At 72.2% G+C, this 25,076-nt stretch carries 27 protein-coding genes and 3 pseudogenes; 15 read left to right on the top strand and 15 right to left on the bottom strand.

The features are described 5' to 3' along the window. Positions 1-39 precede the first annotated feature (39 nt). The 4 genes from MCBG_RS28310 to MCBG_RS28295 are packed head-to-tail and all read left to right on the top strand — an operon-like array spanning position 40 to position 3,606. Complete coding sequence (locus MCBG_RS28310) at positions 40-1,827, top strand: RelA/SpoT family protein (RefSeq protein ID WP_030500149.1); 1,788 nt, start codon at positions 40-42, stop codon at positions 1,825-1,827. Positions 1,828-1,866: 39 nt separating this feature from the next. After that, on the top strand, positions 1,867-2,394 hold the full coding sequence (locus MCBG_RS28305) for an NUDIX hydrolase (protein ID WP_043329381.1): 528 nt from the start codon (positions 1,867-1,869) through the stop codon (positions 2,392-2,394). After that, positions 2,391-3,266, top strand: a complete 876-nt coding sequence (locus MCBG_RS28300; protein ID WP_051611416.1) for a nucleotidyltransferase family protein — start codon at positions 2,391-2,393, stop codon at positions 3,264-3,266. The genes MCBG_RS28305 and MCBG_RS28300 overlap by 4 nt, the downstream gene beginning before the upstream one ends. A gap of 52 nt (positions 3,267-3,318) precedes the next feature. After that, entirely contained in the window at positions 3,319-3,606 is a 288-nt protein-coding gene (locus MCBG_RS28295; RefSeq protein WP_043329379.1) for an Lrp/AsnC family transcriptional regulator, read from the top strand. A gap of 60 nt (positions 3,607-3,666) precedes the next feature. Here MCBG_RS28295 and MCBG_RS28290 read toward each other — a convergent pair whose 3' ends face one another. From MCBG_RS28290 to MCBG_RS28270, 5 genes are all read right to left on the bottom strand, one after another. Beyond that, positions 3,667-4,335 (bottom strand): DUF4142 domain-containing protein, encoded by a 669-nt coding sequence (locus MCBG_RS28290; RefSeq protein ID WP_030500146.1) that lies wholly within the window; start codon positions 4,333-4,335, stop codon positions 3,667-3,669. A 210-nt stretch (positions 4,336-4,545) separates the two neighbouring features. Then, positions 4,546-6,177: a cytochrome bc1 complex cytochrome b subunit gene (locus tag MCBG_RS28285; protein ID WP_030500145.1), complete on the bottom strand. Its 1,632-nt coding sequence runs from the start codon at positions 6,175-6,177 to the stop codon at positions 4,546-4,548. Further along, positions 6,174-7,262, bottom strand: a complete 1,089-nt coding sequence (locus MCBG_RS28280; RefSeq protein WP_030500144.1) for a cytochrome bc1 complex Rieske iron-sulfur subunit — start codon at positions 7,260-7,262, stop codon at positions 6,174-6,176. Before MCBG_RS28280 ends, MCBG_RS28285 begins: the two co-directional genes overlap by 4 nt. A gap of 67 nt (positions 7,263-7,329) precedes the next feature. After that, positions 7,330-8,163 (bottom strand): cytochrome bc1 complex diheme cytochrome c subunit, encoded by an 834-nt coding sequence (locus tag MCBG_RS28275; RefSeq protein ID WP_030500143.1) that lies wholly within the window; start codon positions 8,161-8,163, stop codon positions 7,330-7,332. Positions 8,164-8,235: 72 nt separating this feature from the next. Continuing rightward, positions 8,236-8,835, bottom strand: a complete 600-nt coding sequence (locus tag MCBG_RS28270) for an aa3-type cytochrome oxidase subunit III (protein WP_043329376.1) — start codon at positions 8,833-8,835, stop codon at positions 8,236-8,238. A gap of 108 nt (positions 8,836-8,943) precedes the next feature. On the opposite strand from MCBG_RS28270, the gene MCBG_RS28265 reads away from it, so the two are divergent. From MCBG_RS28265 to MCBG_RS28250, 4 genes are all read left to right on the top strand, one after another. Beyond that, the gene (locus tag MCBG_RS28265) at positions 8,944-9,897 is read left to right on the top strand and encodes a cytochrome c oxidase assembly protein (protein ID WP_043329374.1); all 954 of its coding nucleotides are present in this window, start codon (positions 8,944-8,946) and stop codon (positions 9,895-9,897) included. A 102-nt stretch (positions 9,898-9,999) separates the two neighbouring features. Next, complete coding sequence (locus MCBG_RS28260; RefSeq protein WP_030500140.1) at positions 10,000-10,398, top strand: response regulator; 399 nt, start codon at positions 10,000-10,002, stop codon at positions 10,396-10,398. A gap of 80 nt (positions 10,399-10,478) precedes the next feature. Next, positions 10,479-11,525 (top strand): anthranilate phosphoribosyltransferase, encoded by a 1,047-nt coding sequence (trpD, locus tag MCBG_RS28255; RefSeq protein WP_043329373.1) that lies wholly within the window; start codon positions 10,479-10,481, stop codon positions 11,523-11,525. A 135-nt stretch (positions 11,526-11,660) separates the two neighbouring features. Next, positions 11,661-11,867, top strand: coding sequence for a hypothetical protein (locus MCBG_RS28250; RefSeq protein ID WP_043329371.1), 207 nt, complete (start codon positions 11,661-11,663; stop codon positions 11,865-11,867). Positions 11,868-12,416: 549 nt separating this feature from the next. On the opposite strand, the gene MCBG_RS28245 is transcribed toward MCBG_RS28250, so the two are convergent. Both MCBG_RS28245 and coxB read right to left on the bottom strand, forming a co-directional pair. Continuing rightward, positions 12,417-12,845 (bottom strand): cytochrome c oxidase subunit 4, encoded by a 429-nt coding sequence (locus MCBG_RS28245; protein WP_043329369.1) that lies wholly within the window; start codon positions 12,843-12,845, stop codon positions 12,417-12,419. Positions 12,846-12,855: 10 nt separating this feature from the next. Next, the gene (coxB, locus tag MCBG_RS28240; RefSeq protein WP_043329368.1) at positions 12,856-13,824 is read right to left on the bottom strand and encodes an aa3-type cytochrome oxidase subunit II; all 969 of its coding nucleotides are present in this window, start codon (positions 13,822-13,824) and stop codon (positions 12,856-12,858) included. Between the two features lie 171 nt (positions 13,825-13,995). Between coxB and MCBG_RS28235 the strand changes: the two are divergent. From MCBG_RS28235 to MCBG_RS28225, 3 genes and pseudogenes are all read left to right on the top strand, one after another. Beyond that, a pseudogene (locus tag MCBG_RS28235) lies at positions 13,996-14,419 on the top strand (aminotransferase class V-fold PLP-dependent enzyme); the annotation flags it as partial. 222 nt (positions 14,420-14,641) lie between these two features. Further along, positions 14,642-15,100: pseudogene (locus tag MCBG_RS28230) on the top strand (aminotransferase class V-fold PLP-dependent enzyme); the annotation flags it as partial. Next, positions 15,097-15,315, top strand: a complete 219-nt coding sequence (locus MCBG_RS28225) for a sulfurtransferase TusA family protein (protein ID WP_043329366.1) — start codon at positions 15,097-15,099, stop codon at positions 15,313-15,315. The pseudogene MCBG_RS28230 and the gene MCBG_RS28225, both read left to right, overlap by 4 nt. Positions 15,316-15,374: 59 nt before the next feature. Here the strand turns inward: MCBG_RS28225 and MCBG_RS28220 are convergent, their stop codons facing one another. The 4 genes from MCBG_RS28220 to MCBG_RS28205 form a co-directional block, all read right to left on the bottom strand. Continuing rightward, positions 15,375-15,926 carry a P-loop nucleotide/nucleoside kinase family protein gene (locus MCBG_RS28220; protein ID WP_043329365.1) on the bottom strand — a complete coding sequence of 184 codons (552 nt, stop codon included), beginning with the start codon at positions 15,924-15,926 and terminating at the stop codon, positions 15,375-15,377. Then, positions 15,923-16,897: a carbohydrate kinase family protein gene (locus tag MCBG_RS28215; RefSeq protein ID WP_043329363.1), complete on the bottom strand. Its 975-nt coding sequence runs from the start codon at positions 16,895-16,897 to the stop codon at positions 15,923-15,925. Before MCBG_RS28215 ends, MCBG_RS28220 begins: the two co-directional genes overlap by 4 nt. 178 nt (positions 16,898-17,075) lie before the next feature. Beyond that, entirely contained in the window at positions 17,076-17,444 is a 369-nt protein-coding gene (gene erpA / locus MCBG_RS28210) for an iron-sulfur cluster insertion protein ErpA (protein ID WP_043329360.1), read from the bottom strand. A 137-nt stretch (positions 17,445-17,581) separates the two neighbouring features. After that, positions 17,582-18,742: a glycerate kinase family protein gene (locus tag MCBG_RS28205; RefSeq protein ID WP_181373812.1), complete on the bottom strand. Its 1,161-nt coding sequence runs from the start codon at positions 18,740-18,742 to the stop codon at positions 17,582-17,584. 43 nt (positions 18,743-18,785) lie between these two features. On the opposite strand from MCBG_RS28205, the gene nadA reads away from it, so the two are divergent. The 3 genes from nadA (at position 18,786) to MCBG_RS28190 (ending at position 22,219) form a co-directional block, all read left to right on the top strand. Continuing rightward, the gene (gene nadA, locus MCBG_RS28200) at positions 18,786-19,961 is read left to right on the top strand and encodes a quinolinate synthase NadA (RefSeq protein WP_043331070.1); all 1,176 of its coding nucleotides are present in this window, start codon (positions 18,786-18,788) and stop codon (positions 19,959-19,961) included. A gap of 214 nt (positions 19,962-20,175) precedes the next feature. Continuing rightward, the gene (gene murA, locus MCBG_RS28195; RefSeq protein ID WP_030500128.1) at positions 20,176-21,531 is read left to right on the top strand and encodes a UDP-N-acetylglucosamine 1-carboxyvinyltransferase; all 1,356 of its coding nucleotides are present in this window, start codon (positions 20,176-20,178) and stop codon (positions 21,529-21,531) included. Positions 21,532-21,610: 79 nt separating this feature from the next. Continuing rightward, positions 21,611-22,219, top strand: a complete 609-nt coding sequence (locus MCBG_RS28190) for a DUF3043 domain-containing protein (RefSeq protein WP_043329355.1) — start codon at positions 21,611-21,613, stop codon at positions 22,217-22,219. 70 nt (positions 22,220-22,289) lie between these two features. On the opposite strand, the pseudogene MCBG_RS28185 reads toward MCBG_RS28190, so the two are convergent. Further along, positions 22,290-22,596: pseudogene (locus tag MCBG_RS28185) on the bottom strand (AzlD domain-containing protein). A gap of 41 nt (positions 22,597-22,637) precedes the next feature. Then, positions 22,638-23,333, bottom strand: coding sequence for an AzlC family ABC transporter permease (locus tag MCBG_RS28180; protein ID WP_223201359.1), 696 nt, complete (start codon positions 23,331-23,333; stop codon positions 22,638-22,640). 67 nt (positions 23,334-23,400) lie between these two features. On the opposite strand from MCBG_RS28180, the gene MCBG_RS28175 reads away from it, so the two are divergent. Then, positions 23,401-23,961, top strand: coding sequence for a helix-turn-helix domain-containing protein (locus MCBG_RS28175; protein ID WP_043329354.1), 561 nt, complete (start codon positions 23,401-23,403; stop codon positions 23,959-23,961). Here the strand turns inward: MCBG_RS28175 and MCBG_RS28170 are convergent. Both MCBG_RS28170 and MCBG_RS28165 read right to left on the bottom strand, forming a co-directional pair. After that, on the bottom strand, positions 23,945-24,922 hold the full coding sequence (locus MCBG_RS28170) for an ABC transporter ATP-binding protein (protein ID WP_043329352.1): 978 nt from the start codon (positions 24,920-24,922) through the stop codon (positions 23,945-23,947). The genes MCBG_RS28175 and MCBG_RS28170 overlap by 17 nt on opposite strands. Next, positions 24,919-25,076: ABC-2 family transporter protein (locus MCBG_RS28165; protein ID WP_043329351.1), on the bottom strand; the 158-nt coding region annotated here is incomplete at its 5' end. The genes MCBG_RS28170 and MCBG_RS28165, both read right to left, overlap by 4 nt.

Genomic DNA, 25,076 nt, shown 5'->3' with positions numbered 1-25,076 from the left:
TTCCCGGCGGCCGAGGGCCGGGGTGAGGAGGTGTCCCAGGTGGACGTCGACGCCGGACACGGCGCCGCCCTGGGTGGCGCGCTTCCAGCCCAGGGCGAACTGCCACTCACCCGCCGCCTGCGTTCCCTGCTCACCTGGCCGACCTCCGACGGCGACCCGGTCACCGCGCTGGTCCGGGCCCATCGCGGCATCCACGCGAGCGCCGACGCCTCGGTGTTGCGCCGCGCCTACACGATCGCCGAGAACATGCACCGCGGCCAGTTCCGCAAGAGCGGCGAGCCGTACATCACCCATCCGCTGGCGGTGGCGCAGATCTGCGCCGACCTCGGCATGGACACCATCACGCTGGTCGCCGCGCTGCTGCACGACACGGTGGAGGACACCCGCTACACGCTCCAGGCGCTCCAGGAGGACTTCGGCCGCGAGGTCGCCCACCTGGTCGACGGCGTGACGAAGTTCGACAAGGCGTTCTACGGCAAGGCCGCCGAGGCGGAGACCGTCCGCAAGATGATCGTGGCGGCCGGCAAGGACGTCCGGGTGCTGGTGATCAAGCTGGCCGACCGGCTGCACAACATGCGTACGCTCGGCGTCCGCTCGGCCGCGTCCCGGGAGCGGATCGCCCGCAAGACCCAGGAGGTGCTGGTCCCGCTCTGCGACCGGCTCGGTATCCAGACGCTCAAACGCGAGCTGGACGACGTGGTCCTGCTGCACCTGCGGCCGGAGGAGCACGCCCGGCTCGCCCGCTTCGTGCACGACCGGCCCGGCTGGGACGCCTACCTCGCCGACGTGGTGGCCCGCACCCGGGTGGCGCTGCGCCGCAACCGGGTCGACGCCGACGTCTCCCCCCGCCCCCGCCACCTCTACTCGATCTGGAAGGACACCGTCGCCGGCGGTCACACGGCCCCGTACGACCTGCCGCGTATCGCGATCGTGGTGGACGGTCCGGCGACCGACTGTTACGCCGCGCTGGGCGCCGTGCACGGGCTCTGGCGGCCGGTGCCGGGCCGCTTCAAGGACTTCATCGCCTCCCCGAAGAACAACCTCTACCGCTCCCTGCACACGAGCGTCTGCGGCCCGCAGGACCGCACCGTCGAGGTGCTGATCCGCACCACCGAGATGCATCGCTCCGCGGAGTACGGCGTAGCCGCCCACTACCGCTTCCCCCGCGCCGCGGGCCGGGCCGTCGACCGGGCGGACGAGCTGGCCTGGCTGCGCCGGGTGCTCGACTGGGAGCAGGAGACCGTCGACCCGACCCAGTTCATGGAGTCGCTGCGCTGCGACCTGTCGGAGGCGCAGATCCAGGTCGTCGCCGACGGGCGGCAGGTGGTGCTGCCGGCCGGGGCCACGCCGGTCGACCTCGCGTACGAGCTGGGCACCGAGCGCGGCGACCACTGCCTGGCGGCCCGGATCAACGGCCGGCTCGCCCCGCTCTCCTCCGAACTGGAGGAGGGCGACGTGGTGGAGATCTACACCGAGCGCGACGCGGAGAGCGGCTTCGAGGCCGACGTGGCCCCGCGCGGCCCGCGCCGGGAGTGGCTGGGCTTCGTCAAGTCGCCGCACGCCCAGATGCAGATCAACCGCTGGTTCGCCGAGCACACCGAGCCGGGCATCTCGATCGCCGACAAGGTACGCCTCGGCCGGGCCTCCATCGGGCTGGCGCTGCGCAAGCACAACCGGGGTCTGGCCAGCGACCTGCCGCTGCTGCGGCTGTCCGAGGAACTGGGCTACCCCGACCTGGAGACGATGCTGGTGGCGGTCTTCGACCGCACCGTCGAGCCGGACACCGTGGTCCAGCAGTTGATCGATCTGGTCGACCACAGGCAGTAGACGAAGCCGGTCCGCGCCGGGACCACTAGCCTGGACGGCATGATCCCCCGCGCGCGTGCCACCGGACGGGCCCTCGGCTACCAGATCTTCTACCGGCTTCCGGTCCCGCTGCGGCGGCGGCTGGTGCGGCTGGCCGTGCCGAAGTACGTCGTCGGCGCGGTCACGCTGGTCAAGGACGCGGAGGCCACCGGCGCGGGCCGCATCCTGCTGCTGCGCCAGCCGCCCGGCTACAGCTGGACGCTGCCCGCCGGGCTGCTGCAACGCGGCGAGGCCCCGGTGGTCGGCGCCGCCCGGGAGCTGTACGAGGAATCAGGTGTCCGCCTGCCCCCCGACGCGCTGCGCCCGGCGGTGCCGAACGCGGTGGTGCACGCCAAGGGCTGGGTGGACGTGGTCTTCGAGGCGGAGGTGCCGGCGTCGACCACCGAGCTGAAGGTGGACGGGGCCGAGGTCTTCGAGGCCGCCTTCCATCCGCTGGACGACCTGCCCCGGCTCAGCCGCGCCACCGCGAACCTGCTGGGCTTCTACGGCATCGGCCCGCGCGCCGGCGAGCGCCCACCGGCCGCGTGAGCACCCCGTACGCGGGCGCTCCGGCGCCGGGGGGCGAGGTGTGCGCGGTGGTGCTGGCCGCCGGTGAGGGCACCCGGCTGCGCCCGCTCACCGAGCGGGTGCCGAAGGCGCTCTGCCCGGTCGGCAACGTCCCGCTGCTGGACCGGGCGCTGGCCCGGCTGGCCGGGCTCGGCCTGGCCGGTCCGGAACGGGTCGCGGTGAACGCCTGCTACCTGGGTGACCAGGTGGTCGCGCGGGTCGGCGGCCGGGCCCACCTGTCGGTCGAGCCGGACGCCCCGCTGGGCACCGCCGGAGGCGTCGGCCGGCTGCGGGACTGGATCGCCGGCCGGGGCGTGCTGGTGGGCAACGCCGACGCGTACCTGGCCGATCCGGCGGCCCCGCCCGGGCCGGACATCGCCGCGCTGCTGGACGGCTGGGACGGGCACGGCGTACGCCTGCTCGGCCGGCCCGCCGACGACCCGGACGCCCCCGGGACGTTCGACGGTCACGAGTTCGTGGGTTTCTCGCTGCTGCCCTGGCGGCTGGTCCGCGACCTGCCGGCCACGTTCGGCGACCTGGTCCGGGCGGTGTGGCGGCCCGCGGAGGCGGCCGGCGCGCTCACCGTGGTGCCCTACCGGGGCACGTTCTACGACACCGGCACCCCGGCCGACTACCTGGGCGCCAACCTGCACGCCGCCGGCCCGGACGGGCTGGTGGACCCGGCGGCGACGGTGACCGGCCGGGTCACCGGCTCGGTGGTGGGCGCGGGCGCGCGGGTGGACGGTGACGTGGACCGGTCCGTGGTGTGGCCGGGCGCGACCGTCGCGGCCGGGGAGAGCCTCCACCGGGTGATCCGGGCCGGGGACGACCTGACCGTCCCGGCGGCGCGGTGAGGGCCGCGGGATCTAGCATGGGCCTCGTCGCCGACGAACGGAGAACCGTCCCGTGATCACCGCGATCGTGCTGATCGACTGCGCCACCGACTCCATCCCCGAGGTGGCCGAGACCCTGGCCAACCTGCCCGGCGTCAGCGAGGTCTACTCGGTGGCCGGGCACGTCGACCTGATCGCCATGGTCCGCGTCCGGGAGTTCGAGCAGATCGCGCAGGTCATCGCCGGCAGCATCTCGAAGGTGCCGGGCGTGCTGAACACCGAGTCGCACATCGCGTTCCGCGCGTACTCCCAGCACGACCTGGAGGAGGCGTTCGCGATCGGGCTCGCGAGCGCCGACTGACACGAGCCGGTGGCCGGCCCGCCCCGTGGGCGGACCGGCCACCGTCGACCGTGCGGTACGTCAGCTCTGGCTGGGCACCGGGGTCTCCGTGGTGCCCGGAGCGGGCTCCTCGGTCTCGGTGCCGCCCGGAGCCGGCGACTCGGTGCCACCCGGCGAGGTGGTGCCGCCCGGGCTGGGCGTGCCGCTGGCACTGGTCTGCGGAACCGGGACACCCAGCGTCTGGGCCAGGGCCACCAGCGCGTCGTAGTGCGCCTGCAGGACCGGCAGCGCGTCCTGCGCGATCTGCACCACCGACTGCTCCGAGCCCTGCGAGATCTCGGTCTGGGTGGCCTGGATGGCCTGGACGTGGCCGGCGAGCTGCGCGGTCACCCAGGCCTTGTCGAACTCGGCCCCGTTGAGGTTGTTCAGCTTGTCGAGGACCTTCTGCTGGTCGGCGGTCGGGTCGGCCGGCAGCTGCACGTTGAGCTGCTGGGCGGTCGACTGCACCGTCTGGTCCAGCTGGGTGTGGTCCGTGACGAACATCTTGCCCAGGTCCTTGACCTGCTGGTTCTGACCCTTCTGCTGGGCCAGGTTACCGGCGGTGATCTCGAACAGGTTGACCTGGTGCACCGCCTGCAGGTACTGCGTGTCCTGCGTCGACGGCTGCGCCGCGGCCTGTGCCGCGGCGGCGGGCGCCAGCCCCACGACCACCAGCGCGGCCATCAGGCCCAGGCGTTTGATTCCCAGCATCTTTCCTCCCCCATGAGACGTCGGACCGCACGGATACCCGGCTGACCGGGGTTATTCCTGCGATTCCACCCGTCCGTGTCGGGGGGCGGCGGGGACCGGTGCACCGCACGTCGGGCGCCGGGCGGGCACAACCGGACGACAGGTACGTAAAGCGGCAGTGGCGCCCGCCGGATGATCCGGCGGGCGCCACTGTCAGTCGTACCGGGAAGGTCAGCGACGGCTCTCGCCGCTGCCGATCTCCTCCCGCTCCGGCCGGTCCTCGACCGGCGGGTGCCCCGGCGAGACCGGCGCCTCGGCCGGCTTCTCGATCGGGTAGAAGAAGCCCCGGATCGCCGGGCCGAGGGCACCGAGCCGGTTCATCTTCTTCGGCACCACCCAGCCGACGTAGTCCAGCGCCGGCGGGTGGCCGTCGTGCCCTTCGGCCGAGGTGAGCGGCTGGTGGACCTCGACGAACCGGCCGTCGGGCAGCCGCTTGATGATGCCGGTCTCCACGCCGTGGGCCAGCACCTCCCGGTCGTGCTGCTGCAGACCCAGGCAGATCCGGTACGTGATGTAGTACGCGATCGGCGGCAGGATCAGCAGGCCGATCCGGCCCGCCCAGGTCATCGCGTTCAGGCTGATGTGGAACTTGTCGGCGATGACGTCGTTGGCGCCGGAGAGCGTCAGCACGATGTAGAAGGCCAGCGCCATGGCGCCCACGGCGGTCCGGGCCGGAACGTCCCGGGGCCGCTGGAGCAGGTTGTGGTGCTTGTAGTCCTTGAGGCGGCGCGCCTCCAGGAACGGGTACATCGTCGACAGGCCCACCAGGATTCCGGGTAGGACCACCGTCGGCCAGAACAGCGGTGGGATGACGTACCCGTTGCCGATCGGGATGTGGATCTCCCAGCCCGGCATGAGCCGGGTCGAGCCGTCGAGGAACATGACGTACCAGTCGGGCTGGCTGGCCGCCGAGACCACCCACGCCTCGTACGGGCCGAACAGCCAGATCGGGTTGATCTGGAACAGGCCGCCCATCAGCGCGATCACGCCGAAGACGACCATGAAGAAGCCGCCCTGCTTGAGCGCGTAGCGCGGGAACATCCGCTCGCCGACCACGTTGGAGTTGGTCCGGCCGGGGCCGGGCCACTGGGTGTGCTTCTGCTTGAACACCAGGCCGAGGTGCACGCTGATCAGCGCCACCAGCAGACCCGGGACGAGCAGCACGTGGGCGATGAAGAAGCGGCTGATGATGATGGTGCCGGGGAACTCCCCGCCGAAGATCGACGAGCTGACCCAGGAACCGATCACCGGGATCGACAGGATGATCGCGGAGGCGATGCGCAGACCGGTGCCGGACAGGCCGTCGTCCGGCAGCGAGTAGCCGGTGAAGCCGGCCAGGAAGCCGACCCAGAACAGCAGCGAACCGATGATCCAGTTGGTCTCACGCGGCTTGCGGAACGCGCCGGTGAAGAACACCCGCAGCATGTGCACCACGATCGCGGCCATGAACAGCAGGGCCGCCCAGTGGTGCATCTGCCGCATGATCAGGCCACCCCGGACATCGAACGAGATGTCCAGGCTGGAGGCGTACGCGGCCGACATGGGGGTGCCCCGCAGCGGCGCGTAGCTGCCGTTGTAGATGACCTCGGTCATCGTCGGCTCGAAGAAGAACGTCAGGAAGACGCCGGTCAGCAGCAGGACGATGAACGAGAACAGCGCGATCTCGCCCAGCAGGAACGACCAGTGGTCGGGGAAGACCTTGTTCAGCAGCTTGCGCAGGGGCGTGGCCACCTGGAAGCGGTCGTCCACCGCCCGCGCGCTCTTGGCCGGCAGCGCGGCGGCATCAAACTTTCGGCGCTTCATGGCCGCTCCCAGAAGTCGGGACCGATGGTCTCGGTGTAGTCGGACTTCGCCACGAAGAAGCCCTCCTCGTCCACCTCGATCGGCAGCTGCGGCAGCGGCCGGTTCGCCGGGCCGAAGATCGGCTTGGCGTTGTCGGTGATGAGGAACTGGGACTGGTGGCAGGGGCAGAGCAGGCGGTTGGTCTGCTGCTCGTAGAGGCTGGCCGGGCAGCCGGCGTGCGTACAGATCTTGGAGTACGCGACGTAGTTGCCCCACATGTAGTCGCCGTGGCCCTTGCGCTCGTTCGCGGCGCGCGACTTCTGCGCGTCGTCCTCCCGCAGGTGGATGAGCAGGGTGGGCGAGTCGGCGTGCTTGTTGCTGACGCCGCCGTCGATGCCCGGGAACACGGTGAGCTGGCCGCCGACGCTGACGTCGGCCGGGCGGATCGGACGGCCGTCCTCACGGATCAGCCGGATCTTCTTGCCGCCCTCGCCCGGCTGGAAGCCGGTGGTGAACATCTGGTTGTTCTTGTGCGGCTGCTCGATCAGGCCACCGATCAGCGGCGCGGCGGCCACCGCGCCCACCGGCGCCAGGCCGGCGAGCAGCGAGATGCCCAGCAGCGGCCGGCGGCGTACGCCCATCTCGTCGGCCAGGTAGAGCATCGTCTCACCGGTGATCTTGCGACCCTCCGGGTCGTCGACCTGGTCGTGCCGGTCCTGGATCGACACCTCCTTGGGCAGCAGCTTCTTGCCCCAGGTCAGGATGCCGAAACCGATGCCCAGCAGCGCCAGGCCCAGCGTCACGCCGAGCAGCGGCGTGTAGAGCTTGTCGCCGCCGCGACCCGGCTCCCACTGCCACGGCCACCAGATGTAGACCACCAGGAAGGCGGTCGCGAAGACGCCGGTCAGCAGGAACATCAGGGCGACGGTACGGGTCAGCCGGCGCTCGGCCTTGCTGCCCGGGACCACCTGCGGCTCGTAGTGGACGATCTCGATGTCGTCCCGCCGGGCGCCCTCCTGAACGACCTCGAACCGGGAGAGCCGGGGGTCGTTCACGTCGAGCGGCTCCGGGCCCCGCTGGGCCTGGTGCTCGGTGTGGGTGCTCATGCCGTCACCTCGCTACGGGTGACGCCGGGGGTCGGCGCCACAGCACTGGAACCATTGATCCGTCCGGTCACGACTTGCCCGCAATCCACAGGCTCGCGAAGACCAGCGCGACGATGCCGACCAGGAAGATCGCGATGCCCTCGGTCGACGGGCCGTACCGGCCCAGGTTGAACCCGCCCGGGTCGCCGTCGTTCTTCAGCGTGTCCTGGATGTAGGCGATGATGTCCGCCTTCTCCTGCGGCGTGATCTGGTTGTCACCGAACACCGGCATGTTCTGCGGACCGCTCAGCATCGCGGCGTAGATCTGCCGGTCGCTGGCCGGCGCGAGGCTCGGCGCGTACTTGCCGGAGGACAGCGCACCGCCGCCACCGCCGAAGGCGTGGCACTGCGAGCAGTTGATCCGGAACAGCTCGCCACCGGTGGCCAGGTTGGCGCCCTCACGCAGGTCGCCGTTGGGCACCTCCGGACCGCCACCGAGCTCCTGGATGTACTGCCCGAGCTGGCGCACCTGCTCGTCGGTGAACTGCGGCGGCTTGCGCATGGCCTGGGCCTCCTGCCGGGCCATCGGCATGCGACCGCTGCTCACCTGGAACTCCACCGAGGCGGACCCGACGCCGATCAGGCTCGGACCACGGCCCTCGACGCCCTGGGCATTGCGACCGTGACAGGTCACACAGCTCACGTCGAACAGCGCCTTACCCTCGTTGCCTGCGGCGGTCAACGGCGGGTTGTCCTGCGCCTGCACGCCGGGGGCGAAGACGGTGTAGGCACCGCCGGCCAGCATCAGCGCGGCGAACAGCCGGACCGCGGCGCCCAGCCGGCGGCGGCCCCTGCTGCGCGCTACGGGCCGCCCGCGCAGCCGCGCGAGCAGACCGCGTCGGCGGTCGTTGTCAGAAGTCATGACCTGTGTCCTTAACCGGTTGGACCTTGTCTCAGGGGACGGAGCAGCGGCGCGGTTCGTGACGCGCCAAGATCACTGGAGCCAGTAGATCATGGCGTAGAGCGCGATCCACACGACGTCCACGAAGTGCCAGTAGTAGGACACGACGATCGCCGAGGTCGCCTGGGCTGGGGTGAACCGACCCATGGTGGTGCGGATCATGAAGATGATGAAGGCGACCAGACCGCCGGTCACGTGCAGACCGTGGAATCCGGTGGTGAGGTAGAACATCGACCCGTAGCCGTCTTCGTTGATCTTCACGCCCTCGTGCACCAGGGTCCGGTACTCGTTCAGCTGACCGAGTACGAAGATCAGACCCATGATGAACGTGATCGTGAACCACCGGCGCAGGGCGTGGACGTCGCCGCGCTCGGCCGCGAACACGCCGATCTGACAGGTGATCGAGGAGAGCACCAGGATCACCGTGAACGTGGTCGCGTACGGGATGTTCAGCACCTCGGTGTGCTTCTCCCACTGCTCCGGCGCAGCCGCGCGGATGGAGAAGTACATCGCGAACAGCGCCGCGAAGAACATGAGTTCGCTGGAGAGCCACACGATCGTCCCGACGCTGACCATGTTGGGTCGCGTCAGGGAGTGGATCCGGCTCTTGTCAATGGCTGGGGCCGCAGTCACGCGGTCATTATTGCCCCTGACCGGGACCGACGATCAGCGGGGTGCCAAACCCGGCCCGTCCGTGGCCCGATCGTGGTGGTCCGCTTCGCCTGACCTACCCTGAAAAGCGTGCTGCACGTCGATCAGATCCTCGCCGTCACCTCGGCCGTTCCGGCGACGCTGGCGGCGGGAGGCGAGAGCGCCCCGCCGCCGTTCACCGTGGCCCGGGTGTTCACCGAGACCCGGCTGGACAGCTGGCTCACGCTGGGCATCGTGCTCGCCGCCGGCCTGTACCTCTACGGGGTGCACCGGCTGCGGCTGCGCGGCGACCGCTGGCCGGTCATCCGTACCGTGTCGTTCCTCGGCCCCGGCCTCGGCGGCATCGCGCTGGTCACGCTCACCGGGCTCGGCGCGTACGACACCGCCCTGCTTTCGGTGCACATGGTCCAGCACATGGTGCTGTCGATGATCGCGCCGATCTTCCTGGCGCTCGGCGCGCCGGTCACGCTGGCGCTGCGCACGCTGCCGGTACGCCCGCGCAAGCGCCTGCTCGCGATCGTGCACAGCCGGATCGCGCGGATCTACAGCTTCCCGCTCGTGGCGTTCACCATCTTCGTGGTGAACCCGTTCGCGCTCTACTTCACCGACCTCTACGAGTTCACCCTGCGCCACGAGTGGGCGCACGAACTGGTCCACGCGCACTTCATCGCCACCGGCTGCGTCTTCTTCTGGCCGCTGCTCGGCCTCGACCCGCTGCCCGGCCGCTGGCCGTACCCGGCGCGCGCGCTGCTGATGCTGCTCTCGGTGCCGTTCCACACCGTGCTCGGGCTCACCATCATGCAGAGCACCACGCTGTTCGGCGGCGACTGGTACCCGTCGCTCAACCTGTCCTGGTCCGACCCCTGGAACGACCAGGTGGTGGCCGGAGGCGTCCTCTGGGCCGGCGGCGAGTTCGTCAGCGTCACCATGCTCGCCGTCCTGGTCGTCCAGTGGGTCAAACAGTCCGAGCGCGAGGCCCGCCGGCTCGACCGCGAGCTGGACCGCCAGGAGGCCCGCGAGCGCGCCGCGGAAGCCAGCGCCTGAGGCCCCTGACGGGGTACGCCCTCCCCCGCCCGGGCGGAGGACAGGCCGAACGTGACGCCCGCTACGATCAGCGGGCAGCTACGAGGTGGGAGCCACGTCACGATGAGCGATCGTCTTTGCACCGTCCTGCTCTACAGCGACGACCCGAAGGTCCGCGACCGGATGCGGCTGGCCGTGGGCACCCGCCCGGCGCCCGGCATCGAGATCGAGTTCGTCGAGGCCGACGAGTACGCCGCCTGCGTCCGGCTGGTCGACGACTACGAGATCGACCTGCTGCTGCTCGACGGCGAGGCGAGCCCGGGCGGTGGCATCGGCATCGCCCGCCAGATCAAGGACGACCGGGACGACGCGCCGCCGACCTGCGTGGTGCTGGCCCGCGCCGCCGACCGCTGGCTGGCCGCGTACGCCGAGGTCGACGCCACGCTGACCCACCCGCTGGACCCGGTGGTCGCCGGCAGCACCGTCGCGGAGCTGCTGCGCCGCACCCACGCCGCGGCCTGATCCCCCGGCCCTCGCGCGCCACGGCGACGCGGCCGTGGCAAGCCCCAACCGCTTTCCTCACGCCGCTCGGGAGGCCCGTCATGGGCGAACGGACCTGGCCGCTTCTGCTCAACGCGCTGCTGCGCGGCGAGGAGCTCTCCACCGCCGACACGGCGTGGGCGATGGGCGAGATCATGGCCGGCTCGGCGACACCGGCGCAGATCGCCGGGTTCGCCGTGGCGCTGCGCACCAAGGGCGAGACCCCCGCCGAGCTGGGCGGCCTGGTCGAGACCATGCTGACCCGCGCGGTGCCGGTGCTCCTGCCCGACGAGGTACGCGACACCGCGCTGGACGTGGTCGGCACCGGCGGTGACCTCGCGCACACGGTGAACATCTCCACCATGGCGGCGCTCGTGGTCGCCGGGGCCGGCGTCCGCGTGGTCAAGCACGGCAACCGGGCCGCCTCCTCCTCGTGCGGCACCGCGGACGTGCTGGAGGAACTCGGCGTACCGCTGGACCTGGAGCCCGAGCAGGTGGCCCGCTGCGTCACCGAGGCCGGCATCGGCTTCTGCTTCGCCGCCCGCTTCCACCCCGGGATGCGGCACACCGGCCCGGTCCGGCGCGAGATCGGCGTACCCACCGCGTTCAACTTCCTCGGCCCGCTGACCAACCCGGCGCGGCCCCGCGCGGGCGCGGTGGGCTGCTTCGACAAGCGGATGGCCCCGGTGATGGCGGCCGTGTTCGCGGCCCGGGGCGACTCCGCGATCGTGGTACGCGGCGAGGACGGCCTGGACGAGTTCAGCACCGGCGCGCCCACCCGGGTCTGGGTGGCGCAGCAGGGCACCGTCACGGAGGCGCTGCTGGACGCGGCGGAGCTCGGGGTACCCCGGGCCACCCTGGCCGACCTGCGCGGCGGAGACGCGGCCTACAACGCCGACGTGGTACGCCGCCTGCTCGCCGGCGAGACCGGCCCGGTACGGGACGCGGTGCTGGTCAACGCCGCTGTGGCGCTGTCCACCCAGGGCCCGCTCGACGGCGATCTGCACGAGGCGCTGCGGACCAACCTGGACCGGGCCGCCGAGGCCGTCGACTCGGGCGCCGCGGCGGCCGCGCTGGAGCGTTGGCTGGAGGTGGCACGCGCCGCCTGACGGCGAGGGTGTCGTACCCGCGTGCCAAACTACACGGGAGTTATTTTCCGTTTTCGGTCTATCCGTTTTCGGTCTTCGGTCCACCGGCCGGCGCCACACCGCCTCGCCCCGGGCCCGGAGCGAGAGGAGCCACCCGTGTCTGACCGCGAGCTGCACTGCGACACCTGCGAGGACGTCGTGCTGTTCGAGGCGCCGCCCTGCGGCGACGGGCACGGCGCCGACTGCCCGGAGCTGATCTGCACCCGCTGCGGCGCGGCAGTGGTGATCGCCACGTTCACCTTCCGCGCGGCCCGCCTGTCCGGCCGCCGCACCCGCCGCCCTTCTCACCCCCAGGCCGCCTGACCTCCACTCCCTTTCGGCGCCCTTTCCCTCCCCGCCACGCCCGACAGCCCAACCGCCTGCCTCGCGTGATCAAGGAGTTTGTGTCCCCCACGGTTGTCCAGGCGGACACAAAATCCTTGATCAACGGGGCGGGGCGGCGCCGGGAGCGCGGTGGGCTCGGGCGTGAGTGTCAACGATGACCCGGTGGCGGCACCGCGTCATGGGGAGCGGACTGCGGTTCGCCCCACCTGGCCGAGCCGCGCGGCGAGATCTTGGAAGGAAACGGCTGTCATGGAGACCGTTTCCTTCCAAGATCTCTCGTGGCCCTGCCAACCGGAACGGCTCTCTCGGCTGATGGAACAGTCCGGCGTGAGCCGGTGGTGCGCACCGGAGGCGGAACGGGAGAGCGCCAGAGCGCCGCCGTACGGGCGGTGATCATGAGGTTGGCGGGGACAAAAAGGACCGCCGGTGCCGTCAACTTCATGATCAACGGGGACGGCGGAGGGGGAACGCGGAACGCGGCAGGCCCGCTCCCCCGGAGGGGGTGCGGGCCTGCCGCGGCGCGTTGGGTCAGTGCTCGGCGGTGCGGCGGGTGCCGGAGTAGTACTCGAAGAGCAGCCCGCAGGTGGCGAAGACGACCGTCACCAGGCCCAGTCCCAGCAGCCAGAACTGCCAGAACACCAGGCCCAGGCCGGCGATCGCGGCGGCCAGCGCCAACGCGAACGGCCAGTAGCTGCCCGGGCTGAAGAAGCCGACCTCACCGGCGCCGTCGGCCATCTCGCCGTCCGGCCGGTCCTCGGGGCGCAGGTCGATCCGGCGGGAGACGAACCAGAAGAAGCCGCCGCACATGGCGCAGAGCAGGAAGGAGAGCAGCAGCGCCACGGTGCCGATCCACTCGATGCGGCCGTCGCTGTCCGCGTACGTCCAGGCGCCGTAGAGGATGGTCGCGCCGAGGAGGAACGTGGCGATGGTGAGGAAGATCTTCCACTCGGTCTTCATGCCGGACCTCTCAGCTTCCCGCGCCGGCCTGGGCGTCGGACGGGTTGAAGTTGTTCACGTCGCGCCGGGTGTCGAACGGCTTCGTCTCGGTGGCGTACTCGGGCTCACCGATCGCGCCGAGCGCCTCCTGGGTCGACTTGCCGGCCTTCTTGGCCGCGAGGAACTGGTCGTACTTCTCCGGCGAGACGACCCGCAGCTCGAAGTTCATGAAGGCGTGGTAGCTGCCGCACAGCTCGGCGCAGCGGCCGACGAACGCGCCCTCCTGGTCGATGCGGGAGACCTCGAACGTGTTGCGCACGTTGCCCGGCATGACGTCGCGCTTGAACAGCAGCTCCGGCACCCAGAACGAGTGGATGACGTCGCGGCTGGTCTCCTCGAACCGGATCGAGCGGCCGCTGGGCAGCACCAGGACCGGGATGACCTCGCTGGTGCCCAGCACCGAGGCGACGGTGTTGGCGTCGCGGCCCTGGCCGTCGCGGTAGTTGAACTGCCAGTTCCACTTGAACGCCACGACCTCGACGGTGACGTCCGGGTTCTTCGACTCCTTGATCACGTCGGTCTGCACGACCGCGGTGTAGTAGAAGAGCACGGAGACCACGAGGATCGGCGCGATGGTGTAGAGGAACTCCATCGGCAGGTTGTAGCGGGTCTGCACCGGCAGCTCGTTGCCGCGCTTGCGGTAGCGGACCACGCACCAGAAGATCAGGCCCCAGACGAACACACCGACGGCCAGCGCCGCGATGCAGGACGCGATCCACAGGTCGTACATGCGCTGCGACTCGGGCGTGATGCCGCCCTGCGGCCAGCCGAACCCGCCGAACGCCTTGCCGACGTCACAGCCGGTGAGCGAGACCAGCAGCGCCGCCGCGCCGAGACCGAGCCCGGCGATTCGACCAGCACCACGCCGCCGGCGTCCACCGGCCCCCGGGGAAGCGCTGCGTACGGCCGAGCGCCGTACCTCCGAACTCCTTGCGACCACCTGGTCCTGCCTCCCTAGCGCGCCGCGGCGGTTGTTCTCCTTGACACCGACGGCAAAGGCGTCACCGACGGTCGCAGATTACTCGACCATGACCGGCCAGGCCGTCTTGGGGTCGCTGTCCACCCCCATCGGGGGGATCTTGGGCGTAACCGGGCGATAGCGTGGAACGTCATGAGCGCCTCCCCGGTCTACCTGGACGCCGCCACCGCGGCCCCGCTGCATCCGGTCGCGCGGCAGGCGATGCTGGCCGCCCTGGACGACGGCTGGGCCGACCCGGCCCGGCTCTACTCGGCGGCCCGCCGGGCCCGCCAGCTCCTCGACGCCGCGCGCGAGGCCGCCGCGCAGACGCTCGGCGTCCGCGCCGACGAGCTGTCCTTCACCCCCAGCGGTACGGCGGCAGCGCACGCCGCCGTACTCGGTGGCCTGGCCGGGCGGCGGCGGGCCGGGGCGACGCTTGTGCACTCGGCGGTCGAGCACTCGGCGGTGCTGCACGCCGCGCAGCGGCACACGGCCGCCGGCGGCGCGGCGGTGTCCGTACCGGTGAACCGGCTGGGCCGGGTGGACCTGGACGCCTGGGCGTCGGCGGTGGCCGCTAAAGCCCTACCTGTTGCATGAAAGATGGCAGCGGACATGAGCTTCTTGTGCCTATGCCTTCAACCAGTAAAGTAATTAACGACCGGGCTGGAGTGCTGGCAAGAATGCGTTACTGAGTGGTGCCTTGAGCGCGCACAAATTGCTTGACCACGCGGACGTCGGCCCCGGCGTCCACGCAAGGGCGCATGGTGGAGATGTTCATAGCCGCGCGAGAGCGGGAGTCGGCCGTACCCCGGGGGTGGTGAACCTGCCGGCGGGGGTCGCAGCAGCGCCGACCCCGCGCGCGTCAGCATGCTACGCGGCGGCCGAGGCGGCGCGGCTAAGCCCGCTGGTGGACCGGATCCGGGCGCGGGTGGCGGCCGAGGTGCCGGACGTGGAGGTGGTCGGCGACCCGGTCGACCGGCTGCCGCACCTGGTGACGTTCTCCTGCCTGTACGTGGACGGCGAGGCGCTGCTGCACGCGCTGGACCGGCGCGGGTTCGCGGTGTCCTCCGGCTCGTCGTGCACGTCGTCGACGGTGCGCCCGTCGCACGTGCTGGAGGCGATGGGGGTGCTGTCGCACGGCAACGTGCGGGTGTCGCTGCACCGGGAGACCACCGAGGCGGACGTGGAGCGGTTCCTGGCCGAGCTGCCCGGGATCGTGGCGGACCTGCGGGCGCAGGCGGGGGTGACCGACCTGTGAGCGAGCCGGATCAGGTGCTGGACTGCCGGGGGCAGCGCTGCCCCCTGCCGGTGATCAATCTCGCCCGGCTGGTGCCCGGGCTGCCGGCCGGCGCGGTGGTGCGGGTGCTGGCCGACGACCCGGCGGCGGCGGTGGACATCCCGGCGTGGTGCCGGATGCGCGGCCACGAGTTCCTCGCCGCGCACGACGGGCCCGCCTACGACGTCCGGGTGTAAGGAAGGGCCCCTTGTTAACGCCTCGGGTAGAGGAAGGGACCCTTCTTAACGCCCGACGTTCAGCTCAGGTACGCGAGGATGCCGGGCAGCGGGTCGGCCGCCACGGCGGTGTCGACCACCAGGCGGGGGCCGATCAGCGGCTCGTACTCGGCGCGGCGGCGCAGCGTCAGCTCCCAGGTGCCGTCCTCGGGCGGGCGGGCCTCGACCCGGCGCCGGTGCTCCTCCTCGTCGCCGCAGTGCACCTCGATCACCCGCAGCGGCACGCCGGCCCGTTCGGCCACGTCGTGCCAGAGGCCCCGGGCGCTGGCGACCGGGTTCACCGCGTCGACCACCACGCTGAGCCCCAGGCCGAGCTGCACCTCGGCCAGCCCGGCGACCGCGCCGTACGCGGCCATGCCCGGCACGTCGCCGGTGAGGCCGTAGCGGTGCAGGGCCCGCTCGACCGGATCGACCGGCAGGACCGGGGCGCGCAGCGCGACGCCGACCCGGGCGGCGAGGGTGGTCTTGCCCACGCCGGGCAGCCCGGCGAAGGCGACCAGAACCGGGCCGCCGGAGCCGGGGCGGACCGCCTCCGGGTCCACCCCGCCCGACGGGACGGCCGCGCCGGTCACAGCAGGTGCGGCCGGACGCCCTCGGCGGCCGCGTCACCGTACGACTCGGCGAGTCGCTTCACGAACAGGTCGCGGCGGACCTCGTACTCCTGGCCGCCGAAGTTCTCCAGCACCAGCGTGGCCAGCAGGCAGCCGACCTGGGCCGCCCGCTCCAGGCCGACGCCCCAGTCGAGCGCGGCGAAGAAGCCGGCCCGGAAGCCGTCGCCGACGCCGGTCGGGTCGACCGCCTGGATCTCCCGCGCGATCGGCACCCGGATCGTGCCGACGTCCCGGCCGGCGATCTCCACGCCCTGCTTGCCCAGCGTGGTGACCCGCACCTTGACCCGGTCGAGCAGCTGCTCGTCGGTCAGCCCGGCCTTGCTCTGCAGCAGCGACTTCTCGTACTCGTTGGTCATCAGGTAGTCGGCGCCCTCGACCAGGCCGAGCACGTCCGCGCCGTCCATCCGGGCGAGCTGCTGGGACGGGTCGGCGACGAAGGCGTAGCCCCGGTCCCGGCACTCGCCGGAGTGGCGGATCATCGCGGCCGGGTCGTTGGCGCTGACCAGCACCAGGTCGAGGCCGCCGAGGCGCTGCGCGACCGGGTGCAGCTCGATGTTGCGGGCCTCGCTCATCGCCCCGGCGTAGAAGGAGGCGATCTGGCACATGTCGGTGTCGGTGGTGCAGACGAAGCGGGCGGTGTGCGCCACCTCGCTGACGTGCACCGAGTCGCAGTCGACGCCGTGGCGCTCCAGCCAGGAGCGGTAGTCGGCGAAGTCGGCGCCGACCGCGCCGAGCAGCACCGGGCGCAGCCCGAGCTGGGCCATGCCGAACGCGATGTTGGCGGCGGTGCCGCCGCGCCGCAGGACCAGCTCGTCGACGAGGAAGGAGAGCGAGACCTTGTCGAGCTGGTCGGCGATGAGCTGGTCGGCGAAGCGGCCGGGGAAGCTCATCAGGTGGTCGGTCGCGATCGAGCCGGTCACGGCGATCTTCATGTCAACCCTCGGGGTCGGGAGCACGGCGCGGTCAGCCTACCGGCCCCCGGACCGGACGGACGGCGGTCGGTCACCAACCGGTCGATCAGCGCACATCCGGACGTCACCCCCAGGGGGTACGACGAAGCGGCGGGCCGCCCCACCGGGACGGCCCGCCGCTTGCGGTCGGTGCGTCGACTCAGCTGAAGGAGTCGCCGCAGGCGCAGGAGTTGCCCGCGTTGGGGTTGTCGATGGTGAAGCCCTGGGCGTCGATCCGGTCGGCGAAGTCGATGGTGGCGCCGGTCAGGTAGGGGGCGCTCATCCGGTCGACGACGACCTCGACGCCGTCGAAGTCGGTGACGATGTCACCGTCGAGCGAGCGCTCGTCGAAGAACAGCTGGTACCGCAGGCCGGAGCAGCCACCCGGCTGCACGGCGACCCGGAGCCGCAGGTCGTCGCGGCCCTCCTGCTCGATCAGGGCCTTGACCTTCTGCGCCGCGACGTCGGTGAGGACGACGGTGCTGGGGGCCTTGGCCTCGGTCGACTCGGTCTGCGCTGGCGTGGTCACGTGGAAGTCTCCCTGCGCGGTATAGGTCCGGACGTCCTGGCCAACGCCGCACGTCCGCCAGTGATTCCCGGTGTGGTCCGTTTCGATCGTACGCCGCCGTCGGCGTCACCACCCGGCGGCGTGACCAGCGGAACCGGTCAGCGGCTCCACTGCCCGGCCAGCCGCGCGCCGAGCGCGCGCAGCCCCTCGGCCGGGCGGGTCATCGCCGCGTCCACTCCCCCGCGCTCCTCGCCGCCGAAGTGGTCGACCAGGCTGTACGCGTCGGTCACGCCGGCCGCCGCGGCCTCCCGCCGCCCGGTGCTCACCCGTCCCGCCAGCACCACGCAGGGCACGCCCCGGTCCCGGGCGGCGCCGGCCACGCCGGCGACCACCTTGCCGCGCAGCGACTGGTGGTCGAACGAGCCCTCGCCGGTGATCACCAGGTCGGCGGCGTCGAGCGCGGCGTCCAGCTTCACCGCGCGGGTGACCAGCCCGATGCCCGATTCGCACCGGCCGCCCAGCGCCAGCACGGCCGCGCCGAGGCCGCCCGCGGCGCCGCCGCCGGGCAGCGCGCCCAGCCCGGGCGGGCAGCCCGGCAGCCGCTCGGTAAGCACGTCCGCCCAGCGGGTCAGCGCGGCGTCCAACAGCAGCACGTCGGCCCGGTCGGCGCCCTTCTGCGGGCCGAAGACGCTGCTCGCGCCGTGCAGCCCGAGCAGCGGGTTGTCCACGTCGGTGGCGGCGACGAGCGTCGCGCCGCGCAGCCGCGGCTCGCCGTCGAGCGCGGCCACCGCGGTGAGCGCCGCGCCGCCGTACGGCAGCGCCCGGCCGGCGTCGTCGAGCGGCGTGACACCCAGCGGTACGAGCATCCCGGCGCCGCCGTCGTTGGTGGCCGAGCCGCCCAGCCCCACCACCACGGTGCGCGCGCCCGCCTCGACCGCGGCGGTGACCAGCAGCCCCAGCCCGTACGAGGTGGTGGCCTTCGGGTCCCGTTCGGCGTCGGAGAGCAGGTGCAGGCCGCACGCCTGGGCGCTCTCCAGGTACGCCGTGCCGTCGTCGGTGAGCAGGATCTCACCGGTGGCCGGGCGGCCCAGCGGGTCGACCGTGGGCACCGGCAGCCGACGTCCGCCGAGCGCGTCGGCGAGCACCTCGACGAACCCCGGTCCGCCGTCGGCCAGCGGCCGGACCAGCAGTTCGTCGCCGGGGGCGACGTCCCGCCAGCCCTCGGCCACCGCGGCGGCCACCTCGGGGGCGGACAACGTGCCGGCGAACTTGTCCGGGCAGAGCAGCACGCGCATGCGCAGCAGTGTGGCAGGCCACATCGGGGACGGCTGCGCGGTGGTCGCGCTGTGGGACCATGGGGGCGTGACTTCGACCTGGGTTGAGCCGTCCAACACCGCCACGGCGCTGCTGCTCCTCGGCCGCGGCAGCGACCCCGCCACCGAACGTGGCGTGGAGTGTCCGGGTGATCTCCCCGCGCCGAGCGACCCCGACCTGGTGGCCCGCGCCGCCGCCGCGAAGGCCGCGCTCGGCACGAAGGTGTTCGTGCTGGGCCACCACTACCAGCGCGACGAGGTGATCCAGTTCGCCGACGTGACGGGCGACTCGTTCAAGCTGGCCCGGGAGGCGGCGGCGCGCCCTGATGCGGAGTACATCGTCTTCTGCGGCGTGCACTTCATGGCCGAGAGCGCGGACATCCTGACCTCGGACGCGCAGAAGGTGATCCTGCCCGACCTGGCGGCCGGCTGCTCGATGGCCGACATGGCGGTGCTGTCGCAGGTCGAGGCCGCCTGGGACACGCTCACCGACCTGGGCATCGCGGCGGACACCGTCCCGGTGACGTACATGAACTCCTCGGCCGACATCAAGGGCTTCGTCGGCCGCAACGGCGGCGTGGTCTGCACCTCGTCGAACGCCAAGCGGGCCCTGGACTGGGCGTTCGAGCAGGGCCGCAAGGTGCTGTTCCTGCCCGACCAGCACCTGGGCCGCAACACCGCGGTGCTGGAGATGGGCTTCTCGCTCGACGACTGCGTGCTCTACGACCCGCACAAGCCGGGCGGCGGGCTGACCGCCGAGCAGCTGCGGGACGCGAAGATGATCCTGTGGCGCGGCCACTGCTCGGTGCACGGCCGGTTCACGCTCGACAGCGTCAACGACGTACGCGAGCGGGTGCCGGGCGTGAACGTGCTGGTGCACCCGGAGTGCCGGCACGAGGTGGTGAACGCCGCCGACCTGGTCGGCTCGACCGAGTTCATCATCAGGACGATCGAGGCGGCCCCGGCCGGCTCGGCGTGGGCGGTGGGCACCGAGCTGAACCTGGTACGCCGGCTCGCGCTGGCCCACCCGGACAAGCAGATCATGTTCCTCGACCGGGCGGTCTGCTACTGCTCGACGATGAACCGGATCGACCTGCCGCACCTGGTGTGGGCGCTGGAGGAGCTGGTCGCCGGCCGCGTGGTGAACCAGATCACCGTCGATCCGGAGACCGCCCGACACGCCCGGTCGGCGCTGGACCAGATGCTCGCGCTTCCGGGAGCGTGATCACCCTCGGTCACCCCACTGGCACGTAAACGCACCGGACACCCCGGTTCGTGCCCTCGCTGGTGATGTGACCGATTCCATTTTCGTCACGGAGGGCTATGCTGCCGGGGCGACGACACACGCGGCCCGTTTTCCCATGACCGCGTTCCGGGTAGCGATGAACTTCGTGCACCCATCACTAGACACGGCAGCACCCAACGCGCTGGAGGTTGCGTTGACCGACGACGTCCTGGTCGTACACGGAGGCACTCCGCTGGAAGGGCGGATCCGCGTCCGCGGCGCGAAGAACCTGGTGTCCAAGGCGATGGTCGCCGCCCTGCTCGGCGACACACCCAGCCGGCTGTTCGACGTGCCGCGTATCCGTGACGTCGAGGTGGTCCGCGGTCTGCTCGGCCTGCACGGCGTCAAGGTCAGCGACGGCGACGAGGAGGGCGAGCTGGTCTTCGACCCCTCGAACGTCGAGAGCGCCAGCACCGACCAGATCAACGTGCACGCCGGTTCCAGCCGGATCCCGATCCTGTTCTGCGGCCCGCTGCTGCACCGGCTCGGCCACGCCTTCATCCCCGACCTGGGCGGCTGCCACATCGGCCCGCGTCCGATCGACTTCCACCTCCAGGCGCTGCGCGAGTTCGGCGCCACCGTCGACAAGACGCCGGAGGGCCTGCACCTGTCCGCGCCCAACGGGCTGCACGGCACGAAGTTCGCGCTGCCGTACCCGAGCGTGGGCGCCACCGAGCAGGTGCTGCTCACCGCGGTGATGGCCGAGGGCGTCACCGAGCTGCGCAACGCGGCGGTCGAGCCGGAGATCATCGACCTCATCTGCGTGCTGCAGAAGATGGGCGCGATCATCAAGGTGCACACCGACCGGGTGATCGAGATCCAGGGCGTCAAGAAGCTGCACGGCTACACCCACCGGCCGATCCCGGACCGGATCGAGGCGGCCAGCTGGGCGGCGGCGGCGCTGGCGACCCGCGGTCACGTCGAGGTGCTGGGCGCCCAGCAGGCCGACATGATGACCTTCCTGAACATCTTCCGCTCGGTCGGCGGCGAGTACGAGGTCACCGACCTGCGCCCGCCGCGCGGCGGCAGCCCCGGCCAGGAGGGCGGCATCCGCTTCTGGCACCCGGGCGGCGAGCTGAACGCGGTGGCGCTGGAGACCGACGTACACCCGGGTTTCATGACCGACTGGCAGCAGCCGCTGGTGGTCGCGCTCACCCAGGCCCGCGGCCTGTCGATCGTCCACGAGACGGTCTACGAGCAGCGGCTCGGCTACACCGAGGCGCTGAACACGATGGGCGCCAACATCCAGGTCTACCGGGACTGCCTCGGCGGCACCCCGTGCCGCTTCGGCCGGCGCAACTTCAAGCACTCCGCGGTGATCGCCGGGCCGAGCAAGCTGCACGCCGCCGACCTGGTCATCCCGGACCTGCGGGCCGGGTTCAGCCACCTCATCGCGGCGCTCGCCGCCGAGGGCACCTCCCGGGTGTACGGCGTGGACCTGATCAACCGCGGCTACGAGGACTTCGAGGCCAAGCTGGCCGACCTCGGCGCGCACGTCGAGCGTCCCTGACCGTCCCGTTCAACCGTCCGTCCGCGCCCGGTGCACCCGTGATGTGCACCGGGCGCGGCCGGTTGGCTACCCTTGCCGCGTGCCGTCGCTGTTTCGCCGCAAGTCCGCCGACCTCGTCGAGGAGTCCGTCACCACTGTGACGACCGACGAGGAGTCCGCCGCCGCCCGTCCCCGGGGCTACACGCCCAGCAAGAAGGAACTCGGGCAGGTCACGCCGAAGCGCCCCGTCGCCGGCCGCCGGCCGACCGCGCCGGCCAAGCCGCTGACCAAGGAGGAGGCCCGCGCGCAGCGCCGCGCCGCCCGCGCCGAGGCCGCCGCCGAGTTCCGGCGCGAGGGCGGCCCGCGTGACCGGGGGCCCGAGCGGCTGCTGGCCCGCAACGTGGTCGACTCCCGGCGTACGGTCGGCACCTGGTTCTTCGGCGGCGCGCTGATCGTGCTGGTCGGTTCCAACCAGGCCATGCCGCCGATCGTGCGGCTGCTGTCCAACCTGCTGTGGGGCGCGCTGGCGCTCGGCGTGCTGATCGACTCGGTGCTGATCTCCCGGAAGATCAAGCGGCTGGTCCGCGAGCGCTTCCCGAAGAGCACCGAGAAGCTCGGCTCGCTCTACTTCTACGCGATCATGCGGTCGATCACGTTCCGCCGGATGCGCGCTCCCGCGCCCCGGGTGAACATCGGCGACAAGGTCTGACCGGCCCCGCTCCGAAATCGGCCCCTTCCCGCTCCGGCGGTGCGGGGCCGTTCTCGTGCGAGGGCCGGCGTCAGTCCACCCCGAGCAGGCGCAGCACCGCTGTAGTGGCCGCCGCCGCGACCACGACCAGCACGAACGGCGCCCGGCGCCAGGCCAGCACCAGGCCGATCAGCACCCCGGCGGGGCGGGCGTACCCTGCGAAGCCACCGGCCTCGGTCAGCGCCGCGGTGGCGGCGAGCGCGGCCAGCAGCGTGTCGGCGCCGACCGGCAGCAGGTGGCGGGCGCATTCGGGCAGGTCCAGCCGGTCCCGCAGCAGCACCCGGCGACGCGGAAGCTGTAGGTGCCGGCGCCAGCGCGAGGATCACGGCGATCAGCACGAGACCTCCCCGGGCGCACGCTCCGATCATCAGCCTCCTCGTCAGCGGTCCGGGGTGGCGCGGCGGGCGGGCGGCGGCGGGCCAGCAGCGGCAGGTCCAGCGCGGCGAGCGCGAGCAGCACCGGCAACCGGCCGGCAGCAGCGGGTGGCCAGCACGGCCAGGCCGGCGCCGGTCAGCGCCACCCGGCGGGTCTCCCGGTCGCGCAGGCTGGGCAGCAGCAGCGCGGCCAGCCCGGCCGGGAACGCGGCGTCGAGTCCCAGCGCGGCCGGGTCGCCGGCCGCGCCGCCGGCGAGCACGCCGAGCGCGGTGCCGGTGTTCCAGGCCAGGAAGAGCAGCACCCCGGCGAGCCAGAACGCCCGGCGCCGCCCCGGACCGGCCGGGCGGGCCAGCGCGAACGCGGTCGCCTCGTCGGTCATCAGGTGGCTGCCCAGCAGCCGCTGCCAGCGCCGGGAGCCGAGCGCGCCGCCGAGGGCCAGGCCGAACGGCAGGTGGCGGGCGTTGAGGAGCAGGCCGGCGAGGACCGCCGCGAGCGGACTGCCGGCCACGACGAGCCCCACCGCCATGAACTGGGCGCCACCGGCGTAGACGACCGCGGACATGGCGAGCGTGGCCCAGGCGGGCAGGCCGGCGGCTACCGCCACGGCGCCGAACGACGCGCCCACGGCGAGCATCGCCGCGCCGATGGCGGCGACGTCGCGGAGCACCCGGGCGTCGCCCGTTCGGTATGCCGTACGCATGTCCATTATCCTGAACGCGAGAACGCTTGTTCGTCAAACCGAACAAACCGACCGTTGGAGCGAACACATGGCGATCGACCCCGCTCCCCCACTCGCGACCATCGCCGCCGCGCTACGCCGCGAACGCGAACGGGCCGGCCTGTCGCTCACCGAGCTGGCCCGCCGCGCCGGCATCGCCAAGTCCACCCTGTCCCAGCTGGAGTCCGGTTCCGGCAACCCCAGCGTGGAGACGCTCTGGGCGCTCGGCGTGGCGCTGGACGTACCGTTCAGCCGCCTGGTCGAACCACCCGCCGCCGCCGTGCGGGTGGTCCGGGCCGGCGAGGGCCCCCGGATCCGCTCCGAGCACGCCGACTTCTCCGCCACCCTGCTCGCCGCCGGAGCGCCGCACGCCCGGCGGGACGTCTACGTGATGGAACTGGAACCCGGCGCGGTACGGATCGCCGAGGCGCACACCCCGCGCAGCGTCGAGCACGTCGTGGTGGCCGCCGGACGGATGCGCGTCGGCCCGGAGACCGACCCGGTCGAGCTGGGACCCGGCGACTACGTCACCTTCCCCGGCGACACCCCGCACCGGTACGAGGCGCTGGCCCCCGGCACGTTCGCCGTACTCGTCATGGAGCACCCGTGACCGCGGCCGGCGCCCGGTAGAGCCGCGCCACGACCTCCTCGATGTCCGGCTCCACGATCGAGATGTCCCGCAGCGTGGCCAGGCCGGCCAGCCCGGCCACCACCTCGGCGACGCTCGCCCGTTCCAGCGCGAAGACCAGCCGCCGCCCGTCCGCCTCCACCCGCTGCACCGGCGCGCCGGGCAGCACCGGCGGCTCGGGCAGCGCCGCGTCCAGCTCGGCGACCACCATCCGGCGCGAGCCGTACCGGCGGTGCAGCTCGGCGATCGACCCGTCGTGCACCACCCGCCCGTGGTCGATCACCACGAGCCGCCGGCACAGCCGCTCGATGTCGGCCAGGTCGTGCGTGGTGAGCACCAGCGTGGTGTCGCCGGCCCGGCCCAGCTCGGCCAGGAAACCGCGCACCGCCTGCTTGCTCACCACGTCCAGGCCGATCGTCGGCTCGTCCAGGAACAGCACCTCCGGGCCGTGCAGCAGCGCCGCGGTCAGCTCACCGCGCATCCGCTGACCCAGCGAGAGCTGCCGGACCGGCGTGTCCAGGAACCCGTCCAGGTCGAGCAGGTCCCGGCAGCGGGCCAGCCGGGCCGCGTGCTCGCCGGCCGGCACCCGGTAGACGTGCCGCAGCAGGTCGAACGAGTCCCGCAGCGGCAGGTCCCACCACAGCTGCGAGCGCTGCCCGAACACCACGCCGATGCGCAGCGCCAGCCGGGTCCGGTCGGCCACCGGGCGCAGCCCGCACACCCGGGCCCGCCCCGCCGACGGCGTCAGCACGCCGGTGAGCATCTTCAACGTGGTCGACTTCCCGGCGCCGTTCGGGCCGATGTAGCCGAGCATCTCGCCGCGCTCCACCCGCAGGTCGACCCCGTCGACGGCGGTCACCGTCCGCTTCTCGCGGCGCAACCGCCCGGCCCGGACCCGGACCGTGAACTCCTTGCGCAGCCCGTCCATCTCGATGACGCTCATGACCCCGTACTCCGGTAGTGACGGACCCCGACGCGCCAGGCCAGGGCGGCCAGCGCCGCCGCGACCACCGCGACGCCCGGCGCGGCCCAGCCCGCCCAGGGCGGCAGGCCGAGCGGGTCGGCGCGGCCCAGCAACGCCAGCGCCGGGTGGTAGC

Origin of the sequence: Micromonospora sp. M42, from assembly GCF_000568915.1 — a bacterium.
Lineage (GTDB): Bacteria > Actinomycetota > Actinomycetes > Mycobacteriales > Micromonosporaceae > Micromonospora > Micromonospora chalcea.
The sequence above is the reverse complement of the archived record's forward strand: the minus strand, read 5'-3'. Positions and strand labels throughout refer to the sequence as shown.

What these genes read in the sequence shown, in the direction of transcription:
- MCBG_RS28245 (WP_043329369.1), bottom strand. Translation starts at nt 12,845, where the DNA reads ATGAAGACCGAGTGGAAGATCTTCCTCACCATCGCCACGTTCCTCCTC.
- MCBG_RS28275 (WP_030500143.1), bottom strand. Translation starts at nt 8,163, where the DNA reads ATGACTTCTGACAACGACCGCCGACGCGGTCTGCTCGCGCGGCTGCGC.
- MCBG_RS28205 (WP_181373812.1), bottom strand. Translation starts at nt 18,742, where the DNA reads ATGTGGCCTGCCACACTGCTGCGCATGCGCGTGCTGCTCTGCCCGGAC.
- MCBG_RS28175 (WP_043329354.1), top strand. Translation starts at nt 23,401, where the DNA reads ATGGCGATCGACCCCGCTCCCCCACTCGCGACCATCGCCGCCGCGCTA.
- trpD (WP_043329373.1), top strand. Translation starts at nt 10,479, where the DNA reads ATGGGCGAACGGACCTGGCCGCTTCTGCTCAACGCGCTGCTGCGCGGC.
- MCBG_RS28280 (WP_030500144.1), bottom strand. Translation starts at nt 7,262, where the DNA reads ATGAGCACCCACACCGAGCACCAGGCCCAGCGGGGCCCGGAGCCGCTC.
- MCBG_RS28305 (WP_043329381.1), top strand. Translation starts at nt 1,867, where the DNA reads ATGATCCCCCGCGCGCGTGCCACCGGACGGGCCCTCGGCTACCAGATC.
- MCBG_RS28290 (WP_030500146.1), bottom strand. Translation starts at nt 4,335, where the DNA reads ATGCTGGGAATCAAACGCCTGGGCCTGATGGCCGCGCTGGTGGTCGTG.
- MCBG_RS28180 (WP_223201359.1), bottom strand. Translation starts at nt 23,333, where the DNA reads ATGCGTACGGCATACCGAACGGGCGACGCCCGGGTGCTCCGCGACGTC.
- MCBG_RS28215 (WP_043329363.1), bottom strand. Translation starts at nt 16,897, where the DNA reads ATGAAGATCGCCGTGACCGGCTCGATCGCGACCGACCACCTGATGAGC.
- MCBG_RS28170 (WP_043329352.1), bottom strand. Translation starts at nt 24,922, where the DNA reads ATGAGCGTCATCGAGATGGACGGGCTGCGCAAGGAGTTCACGGTCCGG.
- MCBG_RS28260 (WP_030500140.1), top strand. Translation starts at nt 10,000, where the DNA reads ATGAGCGATCGTCTTTGCACCGTCCTGCTCTACAGCGACGACCCGAAG.
- MCBG_RS28285 (WP_030500145.1), bottom strand. Translation starts at nt 6,177, where the DNA reads ATGAAGCGCCGAAAGTTTGATGCCGCCGCGCTGCCGGCCAAGAGCGCG.